The organism is Citrobacter sp. Cu231 (genome assembly GCF_030332265.1).
Classification (GTDB): domain Bacteria; phylum Pseudomonadota; class Gammaproteobacteria; order Enterobacterales; family Enterobacteriaceae; genus Citrobacter; species Citrobacter meridianamericanus.
The window spans coordinates 253938-274630 of record NZ_JAOWIE010000053.1 but is presented as its reverse complement, the minus strand read 5'-3'; the positions used below and the strand labels follow the sequence as shown (position 1 = coordinate 274630).

The window sequence follows — 20693 nt, the reverse complement described above, 5'->3', positions numbered from 1 at the left end:
GCGGTTACTGTTTCCCTGTCTGCTGCCTGCAAGGGATTAACATGTATCACGACGTAAGCCATCTTCTCTCCCGCCTGATTAACGGCCCCGCACCGCTGCGCCAGGTGTATTTTGCCAGCACCACTAGCACAACACCGGAACTGGCGTATCAGGTCGATTTTCCCCGGCTGGAAATTGTGCTGGAAGGTGAATTTGCGGATTCTGGCGTTGATAAGGTGCTTACCCCCGGCGATGTCTTGTTCGTTCCGGCTGGCGGCTGGAACTATCCGCAGTGGGTCACACCGGTCACAACACTCAGCATTCTGTTCGGCAAACAGCAACTGGGTTTCAGCATCGTCCAGTGGGACGGCAAGCAATATCAAAATCTTACCCGCCAACACGTCGCACGGCGCGGGCCACGTATTGGTTCTTTTCTGCTGCAAACGCTCCATGAGATGCAAATGCAGCCGCAAGAACAGCAAACGGCCAGGCTAATCGTTGCGAGCTTGCTGAGCCATTGTCGCGATCTGCTCGGCAGCCAGATCCAGACCGCATCCCGCAGCCAGGCCCTTTTCGAAGCCATTCGCGGTTATATTGACGAGCGTTACGCTGCGCCGCTCACCCGAGAATCCGTTGCGCAGGCGTTTTACATTTCACCCAATTACCTCTCCCACCTGTTTCAAAAAACGGGCGCAATCGGTTTTAACGAATACCTGAATCATACGCGACTGGAACACGCAAAAACGCTGTTAAAGGGTTACGAGCTGAAGATCAAAGAAGTAGCACACACCTGTGGATTTGTTGACAGCAACTACTTCTGCCGCCTGTTTCGCAAGAATACTGAACGTTCACCGTCAGAGTATCGTCGGCAGTATCACAGCCAGTTGACGGAGAAAAAAACTACTCCAGAGTAAGATGTGTGTGCTGCGGCGCTGACAGCAGCTTTCGTACTGCACTCATCACCCGTTGTGGTTCACGCAGAAAAGCGCTAATGCCCGACTGCACGTATCGACTCTGCGTAAAGCGTTCCGCCCCCGCAAGTTCAATATCGGTAATGAGCAACACCGCATCAGCGCGGTTAATATCTTCTTCCGTTAAGCGATTTTCGGTTCCCAGCGCGCCCTGAGTTTCAATCTTAATGCTCCACTTCTCTTGCTGGCAGAGCTTCTCCAGCCGTTCGGCAGCCATATAGGTATGTGCCACGCCGCTTACGCACGCGGTAACCGCAACCAGATATCGTACAGGTGCGACTGTCATATTAACCTCCTGTGGTTACCTGAAAACCAGCGCGTACCGCCATCCCACGCAATGCAGCCAACTCTTGCGCCGATGGCGCGGGCACATCTTTCATCGACCAGGGCAGGCCGAGCAGGCTGTATTTCGGTTCGCCATACCGATGAAACGGTAGCAGATGAACCTGTTTTATGCCTAAGGATGTCAGCAGCGTCAAAGCTTGTCGCAGGTTTTCCGCATTGAGCGTATATCCAGGAATTAACGGCAAACGGGGAATCACATTGATTCCCTCCCTCACTAACAGCCGCAAATTTTCAAGCACGCGCGGCAGGTTCATATTGACCACCTCGCGCGCCTGCACCACATCCATAATTTTGAGATCAAACAACACTTCATCGCATGCTTTTGCCAGCGGAAGCAGGCGGCTGGCCGGGGCGTCACCTGCAGTTTCAATAGCGCACCTAATCCCCAGCCGCTTCAGACGCTGTAAAAAGCGGATGGCAAAGGGCGCTTGCATCAGCACTTCACCACCGGAAAGCGTCACTCCGCCACCTGAGGTGCGAAAAAAGAGTTCATCTTTCAGCACCTCGCGTTCCAGCTCATCCAGCGTGATATCACGGCCAATATGTTCAAACGCCCCGGAAGGGCATTCATCAGCATCACGCAGGCAAGGCGCACAATGCAGGCATTTACTCTCTCGTCGTACCGTTTCAATACGTGGAGAGAGAGATTCGGGGTTAGCACACCACGGGCAGGTGTGCGGACAGCCTTTAAAAAAGACGACTGTGCGAATGCCTTGCCCATCATTTAGCGAGTAACGCTGAATGTTGAAGATGCGTGCGGCTTCATCGTCGCACTGCTCCACAACCTCACAGCTGATGCGCGGTGCGACGAATGATGTCATCCTGAATCTCCTTCGACAGCTCGACAAAGAAGGCGCTGTAACCCGCCACGCGCACCACCAGCCCGGCAAAATCTTGCGGACGATGCTGTGCCTCGCGCAATGTTTCGGCATTCACCACGTTAAACTGGATGTGCTGTAGCTTAAGTTGAGTAAACGCACGCAGGAAATCTGCCAACTTGCGTAATCCCACCTCTCCTTCAAGGGTAGCTGGCGTAAACTTCACGTTCAGCAAGGTACCGTTTGAAAGCAATGTGTTATCCAGCTTACTGACCGATTTCAGCACCGCAGTCGGCCCCTGCATATCCTGTCCCAGCATCGGCGACAGGCCACCGTCTGCCAGTTGCTCTCCGGTGAAACGGCCATCCGGCGTCGCCCCCACTACCGAACCCAGCGGCACGTGAGCAGAAACGGTATACGAACCTGGCGTAAATTGCCCACCGCGCGGATTTTGGTATTTTTCTACCTCTTTACAGTAAAAACGTAGCAGTTCAGCGCTGATGTTATCCACATCATCAATATCGTTGCCGTATTTTTCAAAACGGTTGATCAACCTGGCGCGTACCTTTTCACCTTCCGGCGTGGCAAAATTGTCTTTTAATACCGACAGCAGCTCGTCAAAACTTAAGCGCTGCTGTTCGAACACCAATCCATTAAGCGCATGTAAAGAATCACTCAGGTTGGCGATACCAATACCTTGCACGCCAGAGAAGTTATAGCGTGCGCCGCCGTCGGTAATATCACAACCTTTATCCAGGCAGTCGCTGATAAACGAAGAGAGCAGCGGTACCGGCGCCCAGTCACGATGGCCGATATCGCAGATATTGCTGCCCTCCACCATTAGCGTGATGTAGTGGCTAATTTTGGCGCGAATATGCGCCAGCAGACCGTCATACGTCAGCGCGCTGTTGCCTTCGTTCTCATACAGACTGATTTCCATCACTTTCAACAGGTTGAACATGGCAATGTCATGCAAGCCGTAAGTTCTGCCCGGAATCGACAGCTCCACACAGCCGACCACGGCGTAATCCCGCGCATCCTCCAGCGATACGCCACGGTTCAGAAACGCAGGCACCACCACTTCATCGTTAAAGATCTGCGGAATACCGGTGCCAAGACGAATGGTCTCCGCCGTCTTCATCAGGAAAGGTGTATCAATCAACGCATTGGTGCGCACGCCAAGATTTGGCTGCGGCAGTTGTACACTCTGGTAAGCATCAAGGCAGAGGAATGAGAGAACGTTTACCGCGCTGCGTCCGTTCTCCGTCAATCCGCCGAGCAGCGCGGTATATCCCGTCGGGAATCCAGCGAAATAACGCGCGCTACTGGTAGAACGCAACAATACGATGTCATTGCACTTTACCCACAATGATTCGAGGATCTCCTTTAAGAAAGCCGGATCGTCCCCCTGAGTCAGTGAGGTCTGGTAGAACGGCAGCATATACTGGTCGAAACGCCCCAGCGAAAGCGAGCTGGCGTTGGACTCATACTGCAAAATAATATTCATGTACCAGAACAGCTGGCACGCCTGCCAGAAGGTTTGCGGCTTGTGCTGCATGTTGTGGCGGGAGTTTGCGGCAATGGCGAGCAGTTCCTGACGACGCTGCGCATCCGGGCAATCTTCCGCCATTTTTTCTGCCAGCAGAGCGTAACGCAGAATATGGCTTTGCGAAGCTTCAAGCAGCAGCAACGCAGCCTGATAAAAGTGGTTATCCGGCTGCTGCTCGCAGTGTTGCCGCATCTGCGTGACCAGCTCACCAAGCCCGTGATTCAGCAGGCGCGGATAATCAATAATGATATGTCCCTGCCCTTTGTCCGTCTGGTTAATGCTAAAAATCTGGGTGCTGACGGCGGCTTTTACCTCATCGGTCATCTGACCGTTGATGAAATCCTTCATCGAGCGCTTTTCCCAGTACGGGTACAGCACATCACGATAGAGACGTTTATCTTCGTCACTAATATCAAAACGGTCCTGCGGACGCGTCGGGAACTGGTCCAGCTCTTTCAACAGCCAGTACGGATCCATCTCCGGCGACATTATTCCCGCCCGCGGCTTAACGGTACGGTTGCCTGCAATCAGCTCTTCATCACGAATCGAAATTTCAACGTACTCAAGGATATACGCGGTTGCTTTCGCCCGACGCAGAATGACCGGATCCCCTTCCGTCTGCTGATGGCTGGCGGTATACAGTTGCGCGCGCTCAAGTGAGATTTCACGATTATGTTGAAACAGAGCGGCTTTCAAACGTTGGATGCGATTGGTCATGAAAAACTCCTGTGGGCAAGCTTGTTGCCTGATGGCGGCGTGAACGCCTTATCTGGCCTACAGGATTAATAGCGTAGGACAGATAAGCTTGCGCCATCGGGCATTCTAAAGTTAAGCGGTTTGCGCAAGGTGTGCGCCAATCTTGTTCATGATGGCGTCGGCGCGTTTCACTGCATCGCTGATGTTGACGCGAACGATAGTTTTGCCCGCAAAACGCTCTTCAAACTTAATACCAATGTCCTTGGTCAGAATGACCATGTCGGCCTCAGCCACATCCGCCAGGGTCAGTTCGTTTTCCAGACCGATCGACCCCTGAGTCTCAACCTTTACGTCCCAACCTTTGGCTTTAGCGGCGCTTTCCAACGCTTCGGCTGCCATATAGGTGTGAGCAACGCCAGAAGGACATGCGGTTACTGCGATAATCTTAGTCATGACTCTTTCCTCACTTAATTCATTTCAAAATCTAAATCCAGATCGTCCTCTTTCTGCTCGACCTGAGACACTTTTTTCCGTGCCAGACTTTTCAGTACGTTAACGCACACGGCGGTCACCACAGCACCAACGGCAACCGCCGCGATATAACCCAGTTTTCCTTCCACAACGGGCAGAACAATCAGCCCACCCCAACCGGCATAACACTGCGCTCCAAACAGGGCGGCGGTTACTGTGCCACAGGCTGAGCCAACCATAATGGATGGGATAACGCGCAGCGGATCGGCGGCGGCAAATGGAATCGCGCCTTCCGTTACGCCAACGCAGCCCATCACTAGCGCAGCTTTACCGGCTTCACGTTCTTCAGAAGAGAAATTCTTGCGGCCAATCAGCGTCGCCAGCCCTAAGCCCAACGGAGGCACGCAGATCCCCACAGCGGCAATAGCGACCACGGTATAAACCCCTTGCGACACACAAATCAGCATGAAGGCATAAGCAACTTTGTTGACGGGACCACCCATATCAAATGCCAGCATGAGGCCTAAAATAACGGCCAACACGACAATGCTCCCCTGCTGCATCCCCTGCAGCCACTCGGTCAGACTCGTAGTTAATGCGCCAACGGGTTCTCCCAGGCCCCACATCATGATGCCTGCGGTAATAAACGTGCCGACAATAGGAATAACGAAGATAGGCATTACCGAACGCAATACCTTATGTACGGGGATTTTCTTCAGATAATGGACGACAATACCGCCAATAATCCCGGCGATTAGTGCGCCGAAAAAACCTGCGCCGAAGCTGTTTCCCACCCATGCGCCAATCGCACAAGGGGCCAGAGCGGAACGCTCGGCAATGGAATAACCGATATACGCGGCAAGGAATGGCACCATCAGCGTCAGCCCTGCAACGCCAATATCAAACAGCTTCTTGAGATTAGGATCCGTTGCGGCGTCCGGTACCGCGCCCTTGCCATACAGCATGACGGAGACCGCCAGTAAAATACCACCCGCCACGACAAAAGGGATCATATGCGAAACACCGGTCATCAGGTGCTGACGGGTATTTTTCAGGATCTGCACCAACTCTTTCATAAGTCGCTCCCGGGCTGCCTACAGCCCATATCCATAAGGTTGTTGGGGAAAACAATAGGCAATCCGTAGCGACGCAAACAGTGGATAAAAAGGCCATTTGCTGGATTTTTGTAATATCAGTACAAAAATGCGATCCGCCTCATAACTTGCGGCTTCTCGGAATTTATAAGGAACACACTGACTTGTGAGGGATATCTCACTTTGATGGTTACATTACATTTATCCAGTTTTTGGCAGATTTATCACATGGCAAGCTCAGGCGTTGCCCTTTTATCCTGTAGCGAGAACTCGTTATGGGAGAGAGGCGATGGCCCTGATTGTGGAATTTACCTGTGAGCTGCCCAATGGCGTACATGCCCGTCCGGCAAGCCACGTTGAGACACTGTGCAATACGTTTACCTCACACATTGAGTGGCATAACCTGCGCACCGACCGTAAGGGCAATGCCAAAAGCGCGCTCGCGTTGATTGGCACCGACACGCTGGCTGGCGATAGCTGCAAGCTGTTGATTTCAGGCGCTGATGAGCTGGCTGCCCATCAGCGCCTGAGCCAGTGGCTGCGTGATGAGTTTCCACACTGTGATGCGCCGCTGGCGGAGATCAAAAACAGCGAACTGGAGCCGCTTCCCGCATCGTTGACCAACCTGAATCCTCAGCTGTTTCGTGCTCGCGCCGTTTGCAGCGGCAGTGCAGGCGGTGTTCTGAACCGGCTTTCCTCACTGGATCTCAACGCGCTGGATTCCCTCCCATCCGCGAAAGACATTGAAACCGAGCAAGCAGCGCTGGATAACGGTTTAACGCTACTGATGAAAAACCTTGAATTCCGCTTGCTCGACAGCGACGGCGCGACCAGTGCGATTCTGGAAGCACATCGCTCGCTGGCGGGCGATACATCATTGCGTCAGCACCTGCTTGCCGGAGTATCACGCGGGTTAAGCTGCGCTCAGTCGGTTGTCGAAAGCGCCGGGCATTTCTGTGATGAATTCACCCGCTCCAGCAGCAGTTATTTACAGGAACGTGTGCTGGACGTACGCGACGTCTGTTTCCAGCTCCTGCAGCAAATTTATGGCGAACAACGTTTCCCCGCACCGGGGAAGCTGACCCAGCCGACTGTCTGTATGGCTGATGAACTCACACCCAGCCAGTTCCTCGAACTGGACAAAACACTGCTGAAAGGCTTGTTGTTGAAAAGCGGCGGTACCACCTCGCACACGGTGATTCTCGCCCGCTCATTCAACATTCCTACGCTGGTTGGCGTAGATATTGAAGTCTTGACGCCATGGCTGCAGAAAACGGTTTATATCGATGGGAACGCAGGCGCGATTATCGTTGCACCAGATGAACCCGTCGTACGTTACTATCAGCAGGAAATGCGTGTACAAAATGCTCTGCGTGAACAGCAACGTATCTGGCTGACCCAGGAGGCGCGTACGACGGATGGCATCCGCATGGAAGTCGCCGCTAACATCGCCCACTCCGTGGAGGCGCAATCCGCCTTTGGTAACGGTGCCGAAGCGGTTGGGTTATTCCGTACAGAAATGCTTTATATGGACCGTTCCTGCGCCCCGAATGAAAATGAGCTATACAACATTTTCTGCCAGGCGCTGGAGCCTGCACAGGGGCGCAGCATTATTGTACGCACCATGGATATCGGTGGTGATAAACCCGTTGATTACCTGAATATTCCTGCCGAAGCCAACCCGTTTCTCGGCTATCGTGCGGTGCGTATCTATGAAGAATATGCCGCGCTGTTCACCACCCAGTTGCGCTCAATCCTCCGCGCATCGGCCCACGGTAGCCTGAAAATCATGATCCCAATGATCTCCTCGATGGAAGAGATCCTGTGGGTCAAAGAGAAACTAGCTGAAGCCAAACAGCAGCTGCGTAATGAACACATCCCGTTTGATGAGAAGATCCAGCTTGGCATTATGCTGGAGGTTCCTTCAGTAATGTTCATCATTGATCAATGCTGTGAAGAGATTGATTTCTTTAGTATTGGCAGCAATGACCTGACGCAATATCTGCTGGCGGTCGACCGCGACAACGCCAAAGTCACCCGCCACTACAACAGCCTGAATCCGGCCTTCCTGCGCGCACTGGATTTCGCCGTGCAGGCGGTACATCGTCAAGGAAAATGGATTGGCCTGTGCGGCGAATTGGGCGCCAAAGGTTCAGTGCTACCCCTGCTGATCGGATTGGGGCTGGACGAGATCAGCATGAGCGCCCCGTCAATTCCCGCCGCTAAAGCACGCATGGCGCAACTCGACAGCCGCGCCTGCCGTCAGTTGCTGAATCAGGCGATGGCCTGTCGCACCTCACTCGAAGTGGAACATCTGCTGGCCCAGTTCCGCATGACCCAACAGGATACGCCTCTGGTTACCGCCGAGTGCATCACACTGGATAGCGACTGGCGCAGCAAAGAAGAGGTCATTAAAGGCATGACCGACAATCTGCTGCTGGCCAATCGCTGCCGTTACCCGCGCAAGCTGGAGACCGATCTGTGGGCTCGCGAAGCGGTGTTCTCCACGGGTCTGGGCTTTAGCTTTGCCATTCCACACAGCAAATCTGAACATATTGAGCAGTCGACCATCAGCGTGGCGCGCCTTAAAGCACCGGTACGCTGGGGCGATGACGATGCGCAGTTCATCATTATGCTGACGCTCAACAAGCACGCCGCAGGCGACCAGCATATGCGTATCTTCTCGCGCCTGGCACGCCGCATTATGCACGAAGAATTCCGCAACGCGCTGGTTAACGCCGCCTCTGCCGAGGCTATCGCCAGCCTGCTGCAACATGAACTTGAACTTTAAAGAGGGTGTTTTTGTATGGAACTTTACCTTGATACCGCCAACGTCGCGGAAGTTGAACGTCTGGCACGCATCTTTCCTATCGCGGGTGTCACCACCAACCCAAGCATTGTGGCAGCAAGCAAAGAATCCATCTGGGATGTGCTGCCGCGCCTGCAAAACGCCATTGGCAAAGAGAGCATTCTGTTTGCCCAAACTATGAGCCGCGACGCGCAGGGCATGGTGGAGGAAGCCAAACGGTTGAGTCACGCTATACCCGGCCTGGTAGTGAAAATCCCCGTAACGTCTGAAGGTCTGGCCGCAATCAAGATGCTGAAAAAGGAAGGTATCACCACGCTGGGAACCGCTGTGTACAGCGCCTCTCAAGGGCTGCTGGCAGCGCTGGCGGGAGCTAAATACGTCGCGCCTTACGTTAACCGTATTGATGCCCAGGGCGGCGATGGAATTCGCACGGTACAAGAACTGCAAACATTGCTGGAACTGCATGCGCCAAACAGCATGGTACTGGCGGCCAGCTTTAAAACTCCGCGTCAGGCGCTGGATTGCTTGCTGGCAGGATGTGAAGCAATCACTCTGCCATTAGACGTAGCGCAACAAATGCTCAATACCCCTGCGGTAGAGTCAGCAATAGAGAAGTTTGAGCAGGACTGGAACAACGCATTTGGTCACATCAACCTGTGAGGTAAATAAAGTATGGATCGCATTATTCAATCGCCTGGTAAGTACATCCAGGGTGCCGATGTTATTACCCGTCTTGGCAGCTACCTCAAACCACTGGCAAAGCGCTGGCTGGTCGTTGGGGACAAGTTTGTCTTAGGCTTCGCCCAACCAGCACTGGAAAAAAGCTTCCAGGATGCCGGACTGACGCTGGAGATTGCACCATTTGGCGGCGAGTGTTCACAAAACGAAATCGACCGTCTGCGCGGCGTAGCGGAAAAAGCGCAATGTGGCGCAGTACTCGGTATTGGCGGCGGTAAAACGCTGGATACCGCCAAAGCGCTGGCGCACTTTATGAGCGTGCCTGTCGCCATTGCGCCAACCATCGCTTCCACCGATGCACCGTGTAGCGCGCTGTCCGTTATTTACACCGACGCGGGTGAATTCGACCGCTATTTGTTGCTGCCGAACAACCCGGACAGGGTCATTGTTGATACTAAAATTGTCGCGGGCGCACCGGCGCGTCTGTTAGCCGCGGGTATTGGCGATGCGCTGGCGACCTGGTTCGAAGCACGCGCCTGTTCGCGCAGCGGTGCCACCACCATGGCAGGCGGTCAATGTACTCAGGCGGCGTTGGCACTGGCTGAGCTGTGCTTTAATACGCTGATAGAAGAAGGTGAAAAAGCGATGCTGGCCGCCGAGCAGCATGTGGTCACGCCTGCGCTGGAGCGTGTGATTGAAGCCAACACCTATCTGAGTGGCGTCGGTTTTGAAAGCGGCGGTCTGGCTGCGGCACACGCCATTCATAATGGACTGACGGCAATCCCGGATGCGCACCACTACTACCACGGCGAAAAAGTGGCTTTCGGTACGCTGACGCAACTGGTGCTGGAAAACGCGCCGGTCGATGAAATTGAAACCGTTGCGGCGCTGTGCCATTCAGTTGGTTTGCCAATTACGCTGGCGCAGCTGGATATCAAACAGGATATCCCGACGAAAATGCGCATTGTGGCAGAAGCCGCTTGTGCAGAAGGCGAAACCATCCACAACATGCCTGGCGGCGCAACCCCAGATCAGGTGTATGCCGCCCTGTTGGTGGCCGACCAGTACGGCCAACGTTACCTGCAAGAGTGGGAATAACCTGCCAATAAAAATCCCCGCAAATGCGGGGATTTTTTATTCCTAACATGCCAGACCCGCGCAAGCGGCATCCGGCATCGTCTGTTACAGCAGATCGAAACGATCCAGGTTCATCACTTTCACCCATGCGGCAACGAAATCTCTCACGAACTTCTCGTGGGCATCGCTACAGGCATAGACTTCAGCCACTGCGCGCAGCACAGAGTTAGAACCAAACACCAGATCGGCGCGAGTTGCGGTGTATTTTACTTCGCCGCTCAGACGGTCACGACCTTCAAACAGCTCTTTTGACTCATCAACCGCCTTCCACTCATGACGCATATCCAGCAGATTGACGAAGAAGTCAGTGCTGAGTACGCCAGGACGATCGGTAAAGACGCCGTGCTGGCTACCATCAAAATTGGTGCCCAGTACGCGCATACCACCCACCAGCACGGTCATTTCCGGTGCGGTCAGCGTCAGCTGTTGCGCTTTATCGATCAGCAGCGACTCGGTGGTCGATACGTCAGGACGGGCGCGATAGTTACGGAAACCGTCAGCAATCGGCTCAAGCAGCTCAAACATCTCAATATCTGTTTGATCCTGACGCGCATCCACACGACCCGGCGCAAAAGGTACCTTAATGCTGACTCCCGCAGCGCTAGCCGCCTGCTCGATACCAACCACACCGGCCAGCACGATAATATCGGCCAACGAGGCGGTATGGGCAGACTTATAAATCCCTTCCAGCACAGGCAGAACGCGTGCCGCGGTGGCATTCACATCCCAGCCGCGCTGTGGGTCCAGTGCCAGACGCGCACCGTTAGCGCCGCCACGCTTATCTCCACCGCGGAAAGTCGATGCCGAAGCCCATGCTACCGATACCAGTTCGCCCACGGACAGCCCGGAAGCAGCGATGGTCGCCTTCAGTTTCAGGATATCTTCTTCGCTTGGGTTGAAGAACGCATGCGGCAGCGGATCTTGCCAAATCAGATCTTCTTTTGGCACTTCCGGTCCGATGTAACGCGCTTTTGGCCCCATATCACGGTGCGTCAGTTTAAACCACGCACGAGCAAACGCTTCGTTGAACGCCTGCGGATCGTTCAGGAAACGGCGGGAGATTTTCTCGAACTCAGGATCGAAACGCAGCGTCAGGTCGGTAACCAGCATCGTCGGCTTACGTTTTTTCGACGGATCAAACGGATCGGGAATAATTTCTGGCGCATCAACCGCTTCAAACTGAATAGCGCCTGCCGGACTGCGAGTTTGTGCCCACTCATATTTGAACAGGTTCTCGAAGAAATAGTTGCTCCATTGGGTTGGCGTCTGCGTCCAGACCACTTCCAGACCGGATGTAATGGCATCCGCACCCGCGCCGCTGCCGTAGCTGCTGGCCCAGCCCAGGCCCTGCGCTTCAATCGGTGCGGATTCTGGATCGGCACCAACATGCGATGCCGGTGCAGCCCCGTGGGTTTTACCCAACGTATGACCGCCACCAATCAGCGCTACGGTTTCTTCGTCGTTCATTCCCATGTTACCGAAGGTCGCGCGAATAGCCGCTGCCGCTGAAAGCGGTTCGCCGCTATGGTCCGGCCCTTCCGGGTTCACATAGATAAGACCCATTTCGGTTGCGCCCAGCGGCGCCTTGGCCAGCTCTTCCGGGTGACGGTGGGTCAGCCAGGCTTTTTCATCACCCCAGTTTACGTCGAGATCCGGTTCCCAGACATCTTCACGACCGGCACCAAAGCCAAAGGTACGAAAGCCTGAGTTTTCCAGCGCCACGTTACCCGCGAGGATAAACAGGTCAGCCCAGGAAATCTTCTGACCATATTTTTGCTTAATTGGCCACAGCAGACGACGCGCTTTATCAAGGCTAACGTTATCCGGCCAGGAATTTAGTGGTGCAAAACGCTGCTGTCCGCGACCCGCGCCACCGCGTCCATCAATGGAGCGATAGGTCCCTGCACCGTGCCATGCCATGCGGATAAACAATCCGGCATAGGTTCCCCAGTCAGCTGGCCACCACGGTTGAGATTCGGACAGAAGGGCTCTGAGATCCCCTTTCAGGGCAGAGTAGTCGAGTTTGCTAAATTCTTTGCGGTAGTCGAAGTCCTCACCCAGCGGGTTAGAACGGTTGGAATGTTGGTTTAAAAGATCAACGCGCAGTTGATTTGGCCACCAGTCGCGGTTGTTCGTTCCAGCTCCCGCGCTCTGGTCGTGACCGCCCTGATGAAAAGGACACTTACCGGCAGTTGATGCGTTTTGGCTATCGTCGGACATGCTCATCTATATGCTCCCTTTACAGTGTTCTGACTACGATATACACCACCAGAGATAAGATATAGTCGAAATAACCCACAGATTCGATAGCTAATTCCTTTTATATTTTGCGTTACAGAGATGTAGATCAAAATGATCAAAAAAAGCCCTCCGTAGAGGGCTGAGTATCTGTTTAGTTCGGTCTTACACCCAGTGTATGACAAATAGCGTAGCTCATCTCGGCACGGTTGAGAGTATAGAAGTGAAAATCTTTCACCCCTTCGCGGCTGAGAATCTTCACCATGTCCATGGCGATATTGGCACCCACCAACTTGCGGGTTTCCGCATCATCGTCAAGACCATCAAACATGGTCGACATCCACGCCGGAATGCGGACGTTGGTCATGTCGGCAAATTTTTTCGCCTGCTTGAAGTTAGATACCGGCAAGATGCCAGGAATAATTTCCACATCGATTCCCGCAGACACGCAGCGATCTCGAAAACGCAGATAGCTTTCTACATCGAAGAAAAACTGAGTGATCGCACGGTTCGCACCGGCATCAACCTTGCGCTTCAGATTCAGCAAATCAGCCTGAGCACTCTTCGCTTCCGGGTGCACTTCCGGGTAAGCCGCAACGGAGATATCAAAGTCTGCAACGTCTTTCAGCAGTGTCACCAGGTCAGAAGCATACATATCCGGTTTACCGCTTCCCGGCGGCAGGTCACCACGCAGGGCAACAATATGACGAATACCGTTATTCCAGTAGTCCTGAGCAATAGTACGCAGCTCATCACGGGTCGCATCAATGCAGGTCAGGTGCGGCGCTGCTTCAAGACCCGTGCGATCCTTAATACCTTTAATAATGCTGTGCGTACGGTCGCGCTCACCAGAGTTTGCACCGTAAGTGACTGAAACAAACTTCGGCTTCAGGCTGCTCAGGCGATCGATGGAGTTCCACAGGGTTTGCTCCATTTCACTGGTGCGCGGCGGGAAAAACTCAAATGAAACGTTAATCTGACCGGCAACTTCTGCCAGGCTCTGATTCAGGGCTTCCCGCTGGTTGGCGTGAAAAAAGCTCATACCTTACCTCATCAATCTTTTGTCGTTATATGTTGTGTTGTGAACTGCTATACGTTTAGACGTCTAGATGTAAAAATGACGGAAAAGCATGCTGGCGTCAACACAAAAATCATCGCCAAAGGTGAGGAATACTCAGCCAACGTGAAAAAAATTCACATCAGTCTGAATTGATGAGGGATTGCGTCATGACCGTCTGCAGCCACTCTAATTTTTTTACGTTTTCAGGCAACATCACCAACCCCGTACTGATACGCAATTCGCTATCGGTAAGCGGCAGGAATATCACCCCCCGACGTTGGATTGCGGAAAAGGAGGCAGGAAGCAGGCTCAGACCGTCACCCTGCGCGATCCGCGCCAACAACACGTCATGTTCCAGCGGTTCTTCAATACAGGCAGGAGAGTAACCGGCACGACTAAAAATGTGTCGGGTGTAATCAAAATAGGCAGGGTTACGTTCACGTTTGAACCAGAACAGGGGTCGGTGGCTTAGCGACGTTAACGAGAGCGAAGGCAGCGCCGCTTCTGGCCAGAACGCGGGTAAGGCGACGATCAACGATTCTTGCCAGCCAAGTGGCGTGACGCTAAGCCCCGAGGTCTCAAGCGGTAGCGCCACCAGCGCGGCATCCAGTTTTCCACGACGCACCTGGCGCGCCAGTTCAGGCGAACCATGACGGACAATATGTCGCTTCTGCACATGCGTAGTCAGCTGTGACTCAAGCGCAGCAAAAACGCCCTGTTCAAACGCCGTACTTAGCCCTAAGCGCAGAGATGGCTCCCCGGCTTGCGTTAACTGACTCAACGCAACGTAGGTTTTGTCCTGGAGATCAAGCAGCGGGCGCACCATTTCAAGTACGCGCTGGCCATCCTCCGTCAGCGTTAATCCACGGGTATGACGGACAAAAAGCGTGACCCCCAGGCGATCTTCAAGCTGGCGAATGTGGCGGCTCAACGGCGGCTGCGACATGAACAAACGCTGCGCCGCGCGGCTCATATTGTTCTCTTGTGCCACAACGGCAAAGTAACGCAGCAGACGAATATCCAGAGAGTGTAATGTCGATGTTGTCATACCGAAAAGGTATCACGGAAACGGTATTATCCAAATCATTCTACGCCCCCTATTCTCTCGCCATACGCCACACCTACGAGGGGAAAATCATGGAATCAGAACGTTTTGTTACTGGCCAGAAAATGCTGCAACAGGTAGATGGTAAAGGGGGAGAGGCCGTCGTTGAGAGCCTGAAGGAAATCGCGCCGGATTTTGCCCGCTACCTGCTGGAATTTCCGTTTGGCGACATCTACGCACGGCCAGGTCTGGATCTGCGCAGCCGGGAAATTGCCACCATCGCAGCGTTAACGGCCATGGGCAATGCCGCCCCACAATTGAAAGTGCATATTGGCGCGGCATTACACGTTGGTTTAACGCAGGATGAGATCGTTGAAGTGATTATGCAGATGGCCGTATATGCCGGCTTCCCTGCAGCTCTCAATGGTTTATTCGCCGCGAAAGAGGTGTTTGCCTCTCACAGAGGCTAAAACAACAGGCCAGCGGATTATCTGCTGGCCTGAGCTCACTATGGTTTCACATCTGCCACACGCATGCCTTTAATCTGCTCATCCGTCAGCGTATTTCCCGCTTTGAAGTAATCAACGACAGCATTAGAGACATAATAACCGCCGGAGGTATTTCGCGCTTTACCTTCGGTAAATGCCGTAAAACCATCACCACCGTCTGCCAGGAAGCTATTGGTGGCTATGTGATAAACCGTGGCGTCCTCAATCGGTTTACCGTTTAACGTTAATACGGTGACTCGCTGGCCGACCGGTTTACTGCTGTCATACTTCATCTCCAGTCCTTTGGACACCTGCAATACACCGTTGCTTAAACCCGCACCGTGCTCCATCAAGCCACGCAACTGCTTACCGGTGAGTTCCATCGTAGCCAGCTCATTTGGGAACGGGAAGGTGCTAATGACTGCACCCATCGTGATAGCACCCGCTGGGATTTCATTCCGGATCCCGCCTGAGTTAGTGAGCGCCAACTGGGTATCTTTACCCGCCGCCGCCAACAGTGCATCCGCCGCCAGATTGCCCAACGAAGAAGATTCTCCGTAAGCACGCGTCAGCTCAACCGGAGAGTTTGCAACCGTCTGTTGTACCACTTTATCGAGCTTTTTATTCCAGCCATCAATGACCTGTTTCGTCTGTAGGTCTGGCTGCCATTCATCAGCAAAAATGGTCTTCAGCTCGAAGTTCTTCACGGTCAATCGATGCGGTTTCTGCTGATAATCCAGCACCAGTTTACCCACATCAATACCGCCGCTGTCGGTAGAAAGAATCAGGGTGTTACCGACTTTAATCGGCTCCGGCGTGCCAACATGCGCATGGCCGGTAATCAGGATATCCAGCCCCTGCACCTGGCCTGCGGTCTGGATGTCTTTATCCAGCGCACGACGCACATCAGTACCCCCCAGACTGGACTGACGTGCTGGAGTGCCTTCATGGATCAACGCCACAGTGAGATCGACTTTACCTTTGAGCTCATCGATATAGCGTTGCAACCACTTCACTTCATCCCGCGCTTCAATACCGACACGTGTCGCAGCGGAAACCGTATCATCAAAAGCAAATACGCCGTGCAGGCCAATCACGCCAACCTTCACACCATCTTTTTCAATAATGGTGTAAGGCTTATCCCAGAACATTTTGCTGCTGTTTTGATAAAAGATATTACCCTGCACAATGGGGAATTTCGCCTGACTCAGCTGCAGCAGCGTATTGTCCCAACCGTGATCGAATTCATGATTACCTATGGTGACAGCATCAAAATTCATGGTGTTCATGATATCGATAATCGCCTTACCCTTAGTCAGACTGCTGATGTAAGGGCCCGTAAAGTAGTCGCCCGCATCAAAAAACCAGGTGGCGCTATTTTTCGCTTTCTCCTGCTTCACCATCGTGGCGATATTGGCCCAACCGCCAATATCGCGTGCGCCATTGGCAATCCATGGGACCTTATAAGGCTCAACGTGGGCGTGAAGATCGTTGGTGTAGATAATCGTGACATCTTTTGCCGATGCCCATAACGGCAGTGATACCAGAACACCAACAGCAAGCATTTTTAACTTCATAATCAATCCCTTTCAGTCATATAAAGAATCGCTACGTTACGTTCTGAAAGGTTTTTTTATGTGAGAAAACTCACATCCAGCTGTGATAGTTGCAGGTCAAAATCAACGACCATTAAAAATCGTTGGTAATACGATGACGTCGCTGTTCACCATCAATTGCTGTAAGTCTTTTGGCTGCAAAAATCTGGGGCTGGCGAGCTCACCAGATTACAGCTGGCCAGAGTATCGGTTGGGTTATGCTGCACTGCACTGCCGGGTATGCGGCAGTTATCCCCCGTTGTTTAATGAGGAACAGTTTCGTAGCTGGTTGTCGGAATATTTAACGGATTTTGCCGCCAAAAGCGGTCATTTTTGCCCACGTTGTTATCAGCGAGAAACCATCCGCTATGGGCATAATCCCCAGGGCAGCCAACGCCTTCAGTGCCGGAGCTGCAAAAAGGTCTGGACGCCAAAGCAGCAGCCGCTCGCCACCATTGTTCCACCAGAACAAATAGCAACGGTTCCCTTAATCGTCCCTTTTCAGGGAGCCTGCACCGAGCAGAAACTTTATGTATTATTCAGTTTTGATGCTATTCGTGGCAATGTTTTGCATATTTCCAGTAATTTCACGCCCCATCTCGTAGGGGATTCATTACGATACCGCTGGCGTGACAATGTTGAACCCGAAGTCATTCATGACGATATCGTTGAGCGAGTAAGACAGCGGGAAACCCTGTTTTTACGCCGTAGCCAGTTTGATGAAATCCAGTACGGTAGCGCCATGCTCAAACGGAGCGCCAACGGCGCGGTTTTACGTCCGGTCATTACCGCACACGGGCATTTCCGCATACTAAGTCACCTCTGGCCAGAGGTAAAAACACACATTATCTCTCACGAATGTTTTCTACGCGGCGCGACAATCACCGCTTGGGCAGAATCGTTTCGTAATCGTCACGCATCGCTGTGGTTTATAGATGAAGAGATAAATGACAATAAATGCACATTACCCTGGCAACTCCGGGGTAAAACGGACCAGGGATGGTGGCAGAACCAATGGCAGATTTTGGAGCAAGGCAGTAATCGTAAAATGGTATGTCTGCTAACAGAGGGGCACGTTGAAAAAGGGATATCAATAACTCTGGCGGCAGGCCGTAATTTTCTCGACTGGTTGCGGCAACAGACGGAATTTCAGTGCAGTGCCCGTTACTCTGCCCATTCTGTTTTTCAGGCGATAAGAGCGCTGACAGGGAAATACAACGCCCTCATTGATAAACGGTAATGCTGCCGGATAGTAATACTGACGCATTTTATCCGGCAACAAAAACTACAGCAGTTGCGCCAGACGGTTGATGTCAGACTGAATCGCCCCAGCGGTAACATCACGGCCCGCGCCCGGCCCACGGATCACCAGCGGGTTGTCGCGATACCAACGGCTTTCAATGGCAAACACGTTATCGCACGGCAACAGCGCCGCCAGCGGGTGCTCAGGGCGTACCGCTTCAACACCAACGCGTGCTTTTCCGTTAGCGTCAAAACGCGCTACATAGCGCAGCACCAGCCCCATTTCACGGGCCGCTTCCAGGCGTTGCACCATCTGTTCGTTCAGCTCATCGCCATTTTCAAAGAAATGGTCAATGGAGCCTTCTTCACAGTGCGCAGGCACCAGTGACTCCACGCGTACCTGGTCCGGTTCGATGTCATATCCTGCCTCACGCGCCAGGATCACCAGCTTACGCATCACATCTTTACCCGAAAGATCCACGCGCGGGTCAGGCTCAGTCAGACCCTGCTGCCATGCCTGATCAACCAGATCGGTGAACGGGACCGTGCCATCAAATTGCAGGAACAGCCACGACAACGTGCCGGAGAAGATCCCGCTGATCGACAGAATGGTATCGCCACTATCAATCAGATCGCGCACGGTATGGTTGATCGGTAAGCCTGCTCCTACGGTGGCGTTATACAGCCAGTGGCGACCCGTCTTTTCGAAGGCATCATGAATCTGGCGGTAATTATTACTGCTGCTCGCCCCTGCCAGTTTGTTGGCGCTGATGACGTGGAAGCCATGACTGGCAAAATCCAGATATTGATCTGCCAGTTGCTCGCTGGCAGTGACGTCCAGCACCACTAAATCATCATACGGATGGGCGCACATCCACAGGAATAATGATTCCTCATCCTGTTCTACCGCCTCGTCATCAAAAAAGGCCAACGCACGGCTGGCATCCAGCCCTTCATAATTAAGCAGGCTACGACGACTATCAACCACACCTGCCAGCACAAACTCTAATCCGGTGCGCGCAGAAAGCGTGCTCTGCTCGCGGGCAAACAGCTCCAGCCAGCGTGACCCAATATTGCCTTTGCCGAACAGCACCAGACCGATGCGTTTTTCAGCACGGAAGATTGACTGATGTAGCCCCTGGATCAGACTCTCCGTCGGCCCGGTACGCAATACCGCGACCAGGCTGATGCCCTCTTCCGATTGCCAGGTAAATTCAACCGGCTGACCTTTCAGCTGTTGCCAGAAACGGTGGCAATGCAGCGGATTACGCGTCACGCCCGCCCCAACCATCGCCACCAACGCCAGCCCCTGACGCAGGCGTAGCTCACCAGGCAGGCCTGCTTCATCAAGAATTTTCAGCGCGCCGTCGGCAACTTCGGAGGTGTAGCAAAATTGCAGCAGTTGGCGGTCAGGATGCACGCCCACCGCCAGCGGACGCACTTGGGCACGCTTCAGGATCTGGTCAATATCCTTATGCGCCAGCTTAAAGTCCTTGCTGGCAGGAACCTGAAACTCAATCAGGCAGACGTCGTCATGGCTGGTCACAATACGCGCCCCGGTACCAGAAGCCAGTACGCGTTCAATACGCGTCGATCCCTGATCCGGCGTGTAGCTACAACGCAACTGGAGGTCGATATCGCTGCCGGAAACTGGCTGTAAGGTGCGGGCATGCAGAACCGGTGCCGCCAGACGCGCCAACTCGCTGGCTTCATCCAGACGCAGCAGCGGCAGCAGGCACGCATCTTTCACTTTACGCGGGTCAGCGCTATATACCCCGGCAACGTCGCTCCAGATAGTGACGCGGGAAACACCTGCCAGCGCGCCAACCTGCGTCGCCGAGTAGTCCGAGCCGTTACGCCCCAGCAGTACCGTTTCACCCGCATTACTGCGGCTAATGAAGCCTGTTACTACCAGGCGCTTACCCGGATGCTGCGCCAGCAGTTGCTGCAATAATGGGTAAGAAAGACCTTCATCCACCTGCGGCTGAGCGCCGCGTTCAGCACGTAAAAAATCGCGCGCATCCAGCCAGGCCGACTCCAGCCCTTGTTGGTTAAGAACGGCAGACATCAAACGTGCGGACCACACCTCGCCATGCCCGACGACTTCAGCATAGACGGCATCGTTCACGCCGCTGTCGAGTAACCCGGCCAGGCGTTCCAGATCGTGAATAAACGCGCCGATCAACCCATCCGCCACCTCGGGGGGTAACAAACCGCTAATAAGCTCGCTTTGATAGCGACGTAACGCCTGTTGAACCTGATGCGCAGAGAGACGATCGGTCTGGCTTAACTTCAGCCAGCTAATCAACTGGTTAGTGGTACTGCCTGCGGCTGAAACAACCATCATGTCATCGGGCTGCGAGTACTCCGCCATAATGCCTGCGACACGCAGATAACATTTCACATCAGCCAGACTACTACCACCAAATTTGTGCAGTTGACGACCCTTCGTCCCTGCCTGCGCAATCACACTCATGT

At 53.5% G+C, this 20693-nt stretch carries 16 protein-coding genes; 6 read left to right on the top strand and 10 right to left on the bottom strand.

Features of this window, described 5'->3' with window-relative positions; all coding sequences use genetic code 11:
* The first annotated feature begins 41 nt into the window (after positions 1–41).
* The gene (locus OGY15_RS24125) at positions 42–893 is read left to right on the top strand and encodes an AraC family transcriptional regulator (protein ID WP_151224168.1); all 852 of its coding nucleotides are present in this window, start codon (positions 42–44) and stop codon (positions 891–893) included.
* Here the strand turns inward: OGY15_RS24125 and OGY15_RS24120 are convergent.
* From OGY15_RS24120 to OGY15_RS24100, 5 genes are all read right to left on the bottom strand, one after another.
* On the bottom strand, positions 880–1236 hold the full coding sequence (locus tag OGY15_RS24120) for a PTS fructose-like transporter subunit IIB (protein ID WP_151218465.1): 357 nt from the start codon (positions 1234–1236) through the stop codon (positions 880–882). The two genes, OGY15_RS24125 and OGY15_RS24120, sit on opposite strands and share 14 nt — an antisense overlap.
* Before the next feature lies 1 nt (position 1237).
* Entirely contained in the window at positions 1238–2116 is an 879-nt protein-coding gene (locus OGY15_RS24115; protein WP_210905496.1) for a [formate-C-acetyltransferase]-activating enzyme, read from the bottom strand.
* Complete coding sequence (locus tag OGY15_RS24110) at positions 2082–4379, bottom strand: formate C-acetyltransferase (protein ID WP_210905497.1); 2298 nt, start codon at positions 4377–4379, stop codon at positions 2082–2084. The genes OGY15_RS24115 and OGY15_RS24110 overlap by 35 nt, the downstream gene beginning before the upstream one ends.
* A gap of 111 nt (positions 4380–4490) precedes the next feature.
* Positions 4491–4811, bottom strand: a complete 321-nt coding sequence (locus OGY15_RS24105; protein WP_151218463.1) for a PTS fructose-like transporter subunit IIB — start codon at positions 4809–4811, stop codon at positions 4491–4493.
* Between the two features lie 14 nt (positions 4812–4825).
* Positions 4826–5905 (bottom strand): PTS fructose transporter subunit EIIC, encoded by a 1080-nt coding sequence (locus OGY15_RS24100; RefSeq protein WP_151218462.1) that lies wholly within the window; start codon positions 5903–5905, stop codon positions 4826–4828.
* A gap of 307 nt (positions 5906–6212) precedes the next feature.
* On the opposite strand from OGY15_RS24100, the gene ptsP reads away from it, so the two are divergent.
* Genes ptsP through gldA form a run of 3 tightly spaced genes read left to right on the top strand, consistent with a single transcriptional unit; the run spans position 6213 to position 10508 of the window.
* The gene (gene ptsP / locus OGY15_RS24095; RefSeq protein ID WP_286541421.1) at positions 6213–8714 is read left to right on the top strand and encodes a phosphoenolpyruvate--protein phosphotransferase; all 2502 of its coding nucleotides are present in this window, start codon (positions 6213–6215) and stop codon (positions 8712–8714) included.
* Between the two features lie 15 nt (positions 8715–8729).
* On the top strand, positions 8730–9392 hold the full coding sequence (fsa, locus tag OGY15_RS24090; protein ID WP_151218460.1) for a fructose-6-phosphate aldolase: 663 nt from the start codon (positions 8730–8732) through the stop codon (positions 9390–9392).
* Positions 9393–9404: 12 nt separating this feature from the next.
* Entirely contained in the window at positions 9405–10508 is a 1104-nt protein-coding gene (gene gldA / locus OGY15_RS24085; protein ID WP_286541416.1) for a bifunctional L-1,2-propanediol dehydrogenase/glycerol dehydrogenase, read from the top strand.
* Positions 10509–10592: 84 nt separating this feature from the next.
* Here the strand turns inward: gldA and katG are convergent, their stop codons facing one another.
* The 3 genes from katG to OGY15_RS24070 all read right to left on the bottom strand — a co-directional run bounded on the left by katG (position 10593) and on the right by OGY15_RS24070 (position 14893).
* The gene (gene katG / locus OGY15_RS24080) at positions 10593–12773 is read right to left on the bottom strand and encodes a catalase/peroxidase HPI (protein WP_286541413.1); all 2181 of its coding nucleotides are present in this window, start codon (positions 12771–12773) and stop codon (positions 10593–10595) included.
* Positions 12774–12939: 166 nt separating this feature from the next.
* Positions 12940–13827 carry a methylenetetrahydrofolate reductase gene (gene metF / locus OGY15_RS24075; RefSeq protein WP_003028830.1) on the bottom strand — a complete coding sequence of 296 codons (888 nt, stop codon included), beginning with the start codon at positions 13825–13827 and terminating at the stop codon, positions 12940–12942.
* Positions 13828–13984: 157 nt separating this feature from the next.
* Positions 13985–14893 (bottom strand): LysR family transcriptional regulator, encoded by a 909-nt coding sequence (locus OGY15_RS24070; RefSeq protein ID WP_286541409.1) that lies wholly within the window; start codon positions 14891–14893, stop codon positions 13985–13987.
* Positions 14894–14982: 89 nt separating this feature from the next.
* Between OGY15_RS24070 and OGY15_RS24065 the strand changes: the two genes are divergently transcribed.
* Positions 14983–15360: a carboxymuconolactone decarboxylase family protein gene (locus OGY15_RS24065; protein ID WP_151218457.1), complete on the top strand. Its 378-nt coding sequence runs from the start codon at positions 14983–14985 to the stop codon at positions 15358–15360.
* 38 nt (positions 15361–15398) lie between these two features.
* Here the strand turns inward: OGY15_RS24065 and OGY15_RS24060 are convergent, their stop codons facing one another.
* Positions 15399–16955, bottom strand: coding sequence for a bifunctional metallophosphatase/5'-nucleotidase (locus tag OGY15_RS24060; RefSeq protein WP_286541405.1), 1557 nt, complete (start codon positions 16953–16955; stop codon positions 15399–15401).
* 133 nt (positions 16956–17088) lie between these two features.
* Between OGY15_RS24060 and OGY15_RS24055 the strand changes: the two genes are divergently transcribed.
* Positions 17089–18213 carry a cytoplasmic protein gene (locus OGY15_RS24055; protein ID WP_151224165.1) on the top strand — a complete coding sequence of 375 codons (1125 nt, stop codon included), beginning with the start codon at positions 17089–17091 and terminating at the stop codon, positions 18211–18213.
* Positions 18214–18258: 45 nt separating this feature from the next.
* On the opposite strand, the gene metL is transcribed toward OGY15_RS24055, so the two are convergent.
* Positions 18259–20691, bottom strand: coding sequence for a bifunctional aspartate kinase/homoserine dehydrogenase II (gene metL / locus OGY15_RS24050; RefSeq protein ID WP_286541402.1), 2433 nt, complete (start codon positions 20689–20691; stop codon positions 18259–18261).
* Positions 20692–20693 lie beyond the last annotated feature (2 nt).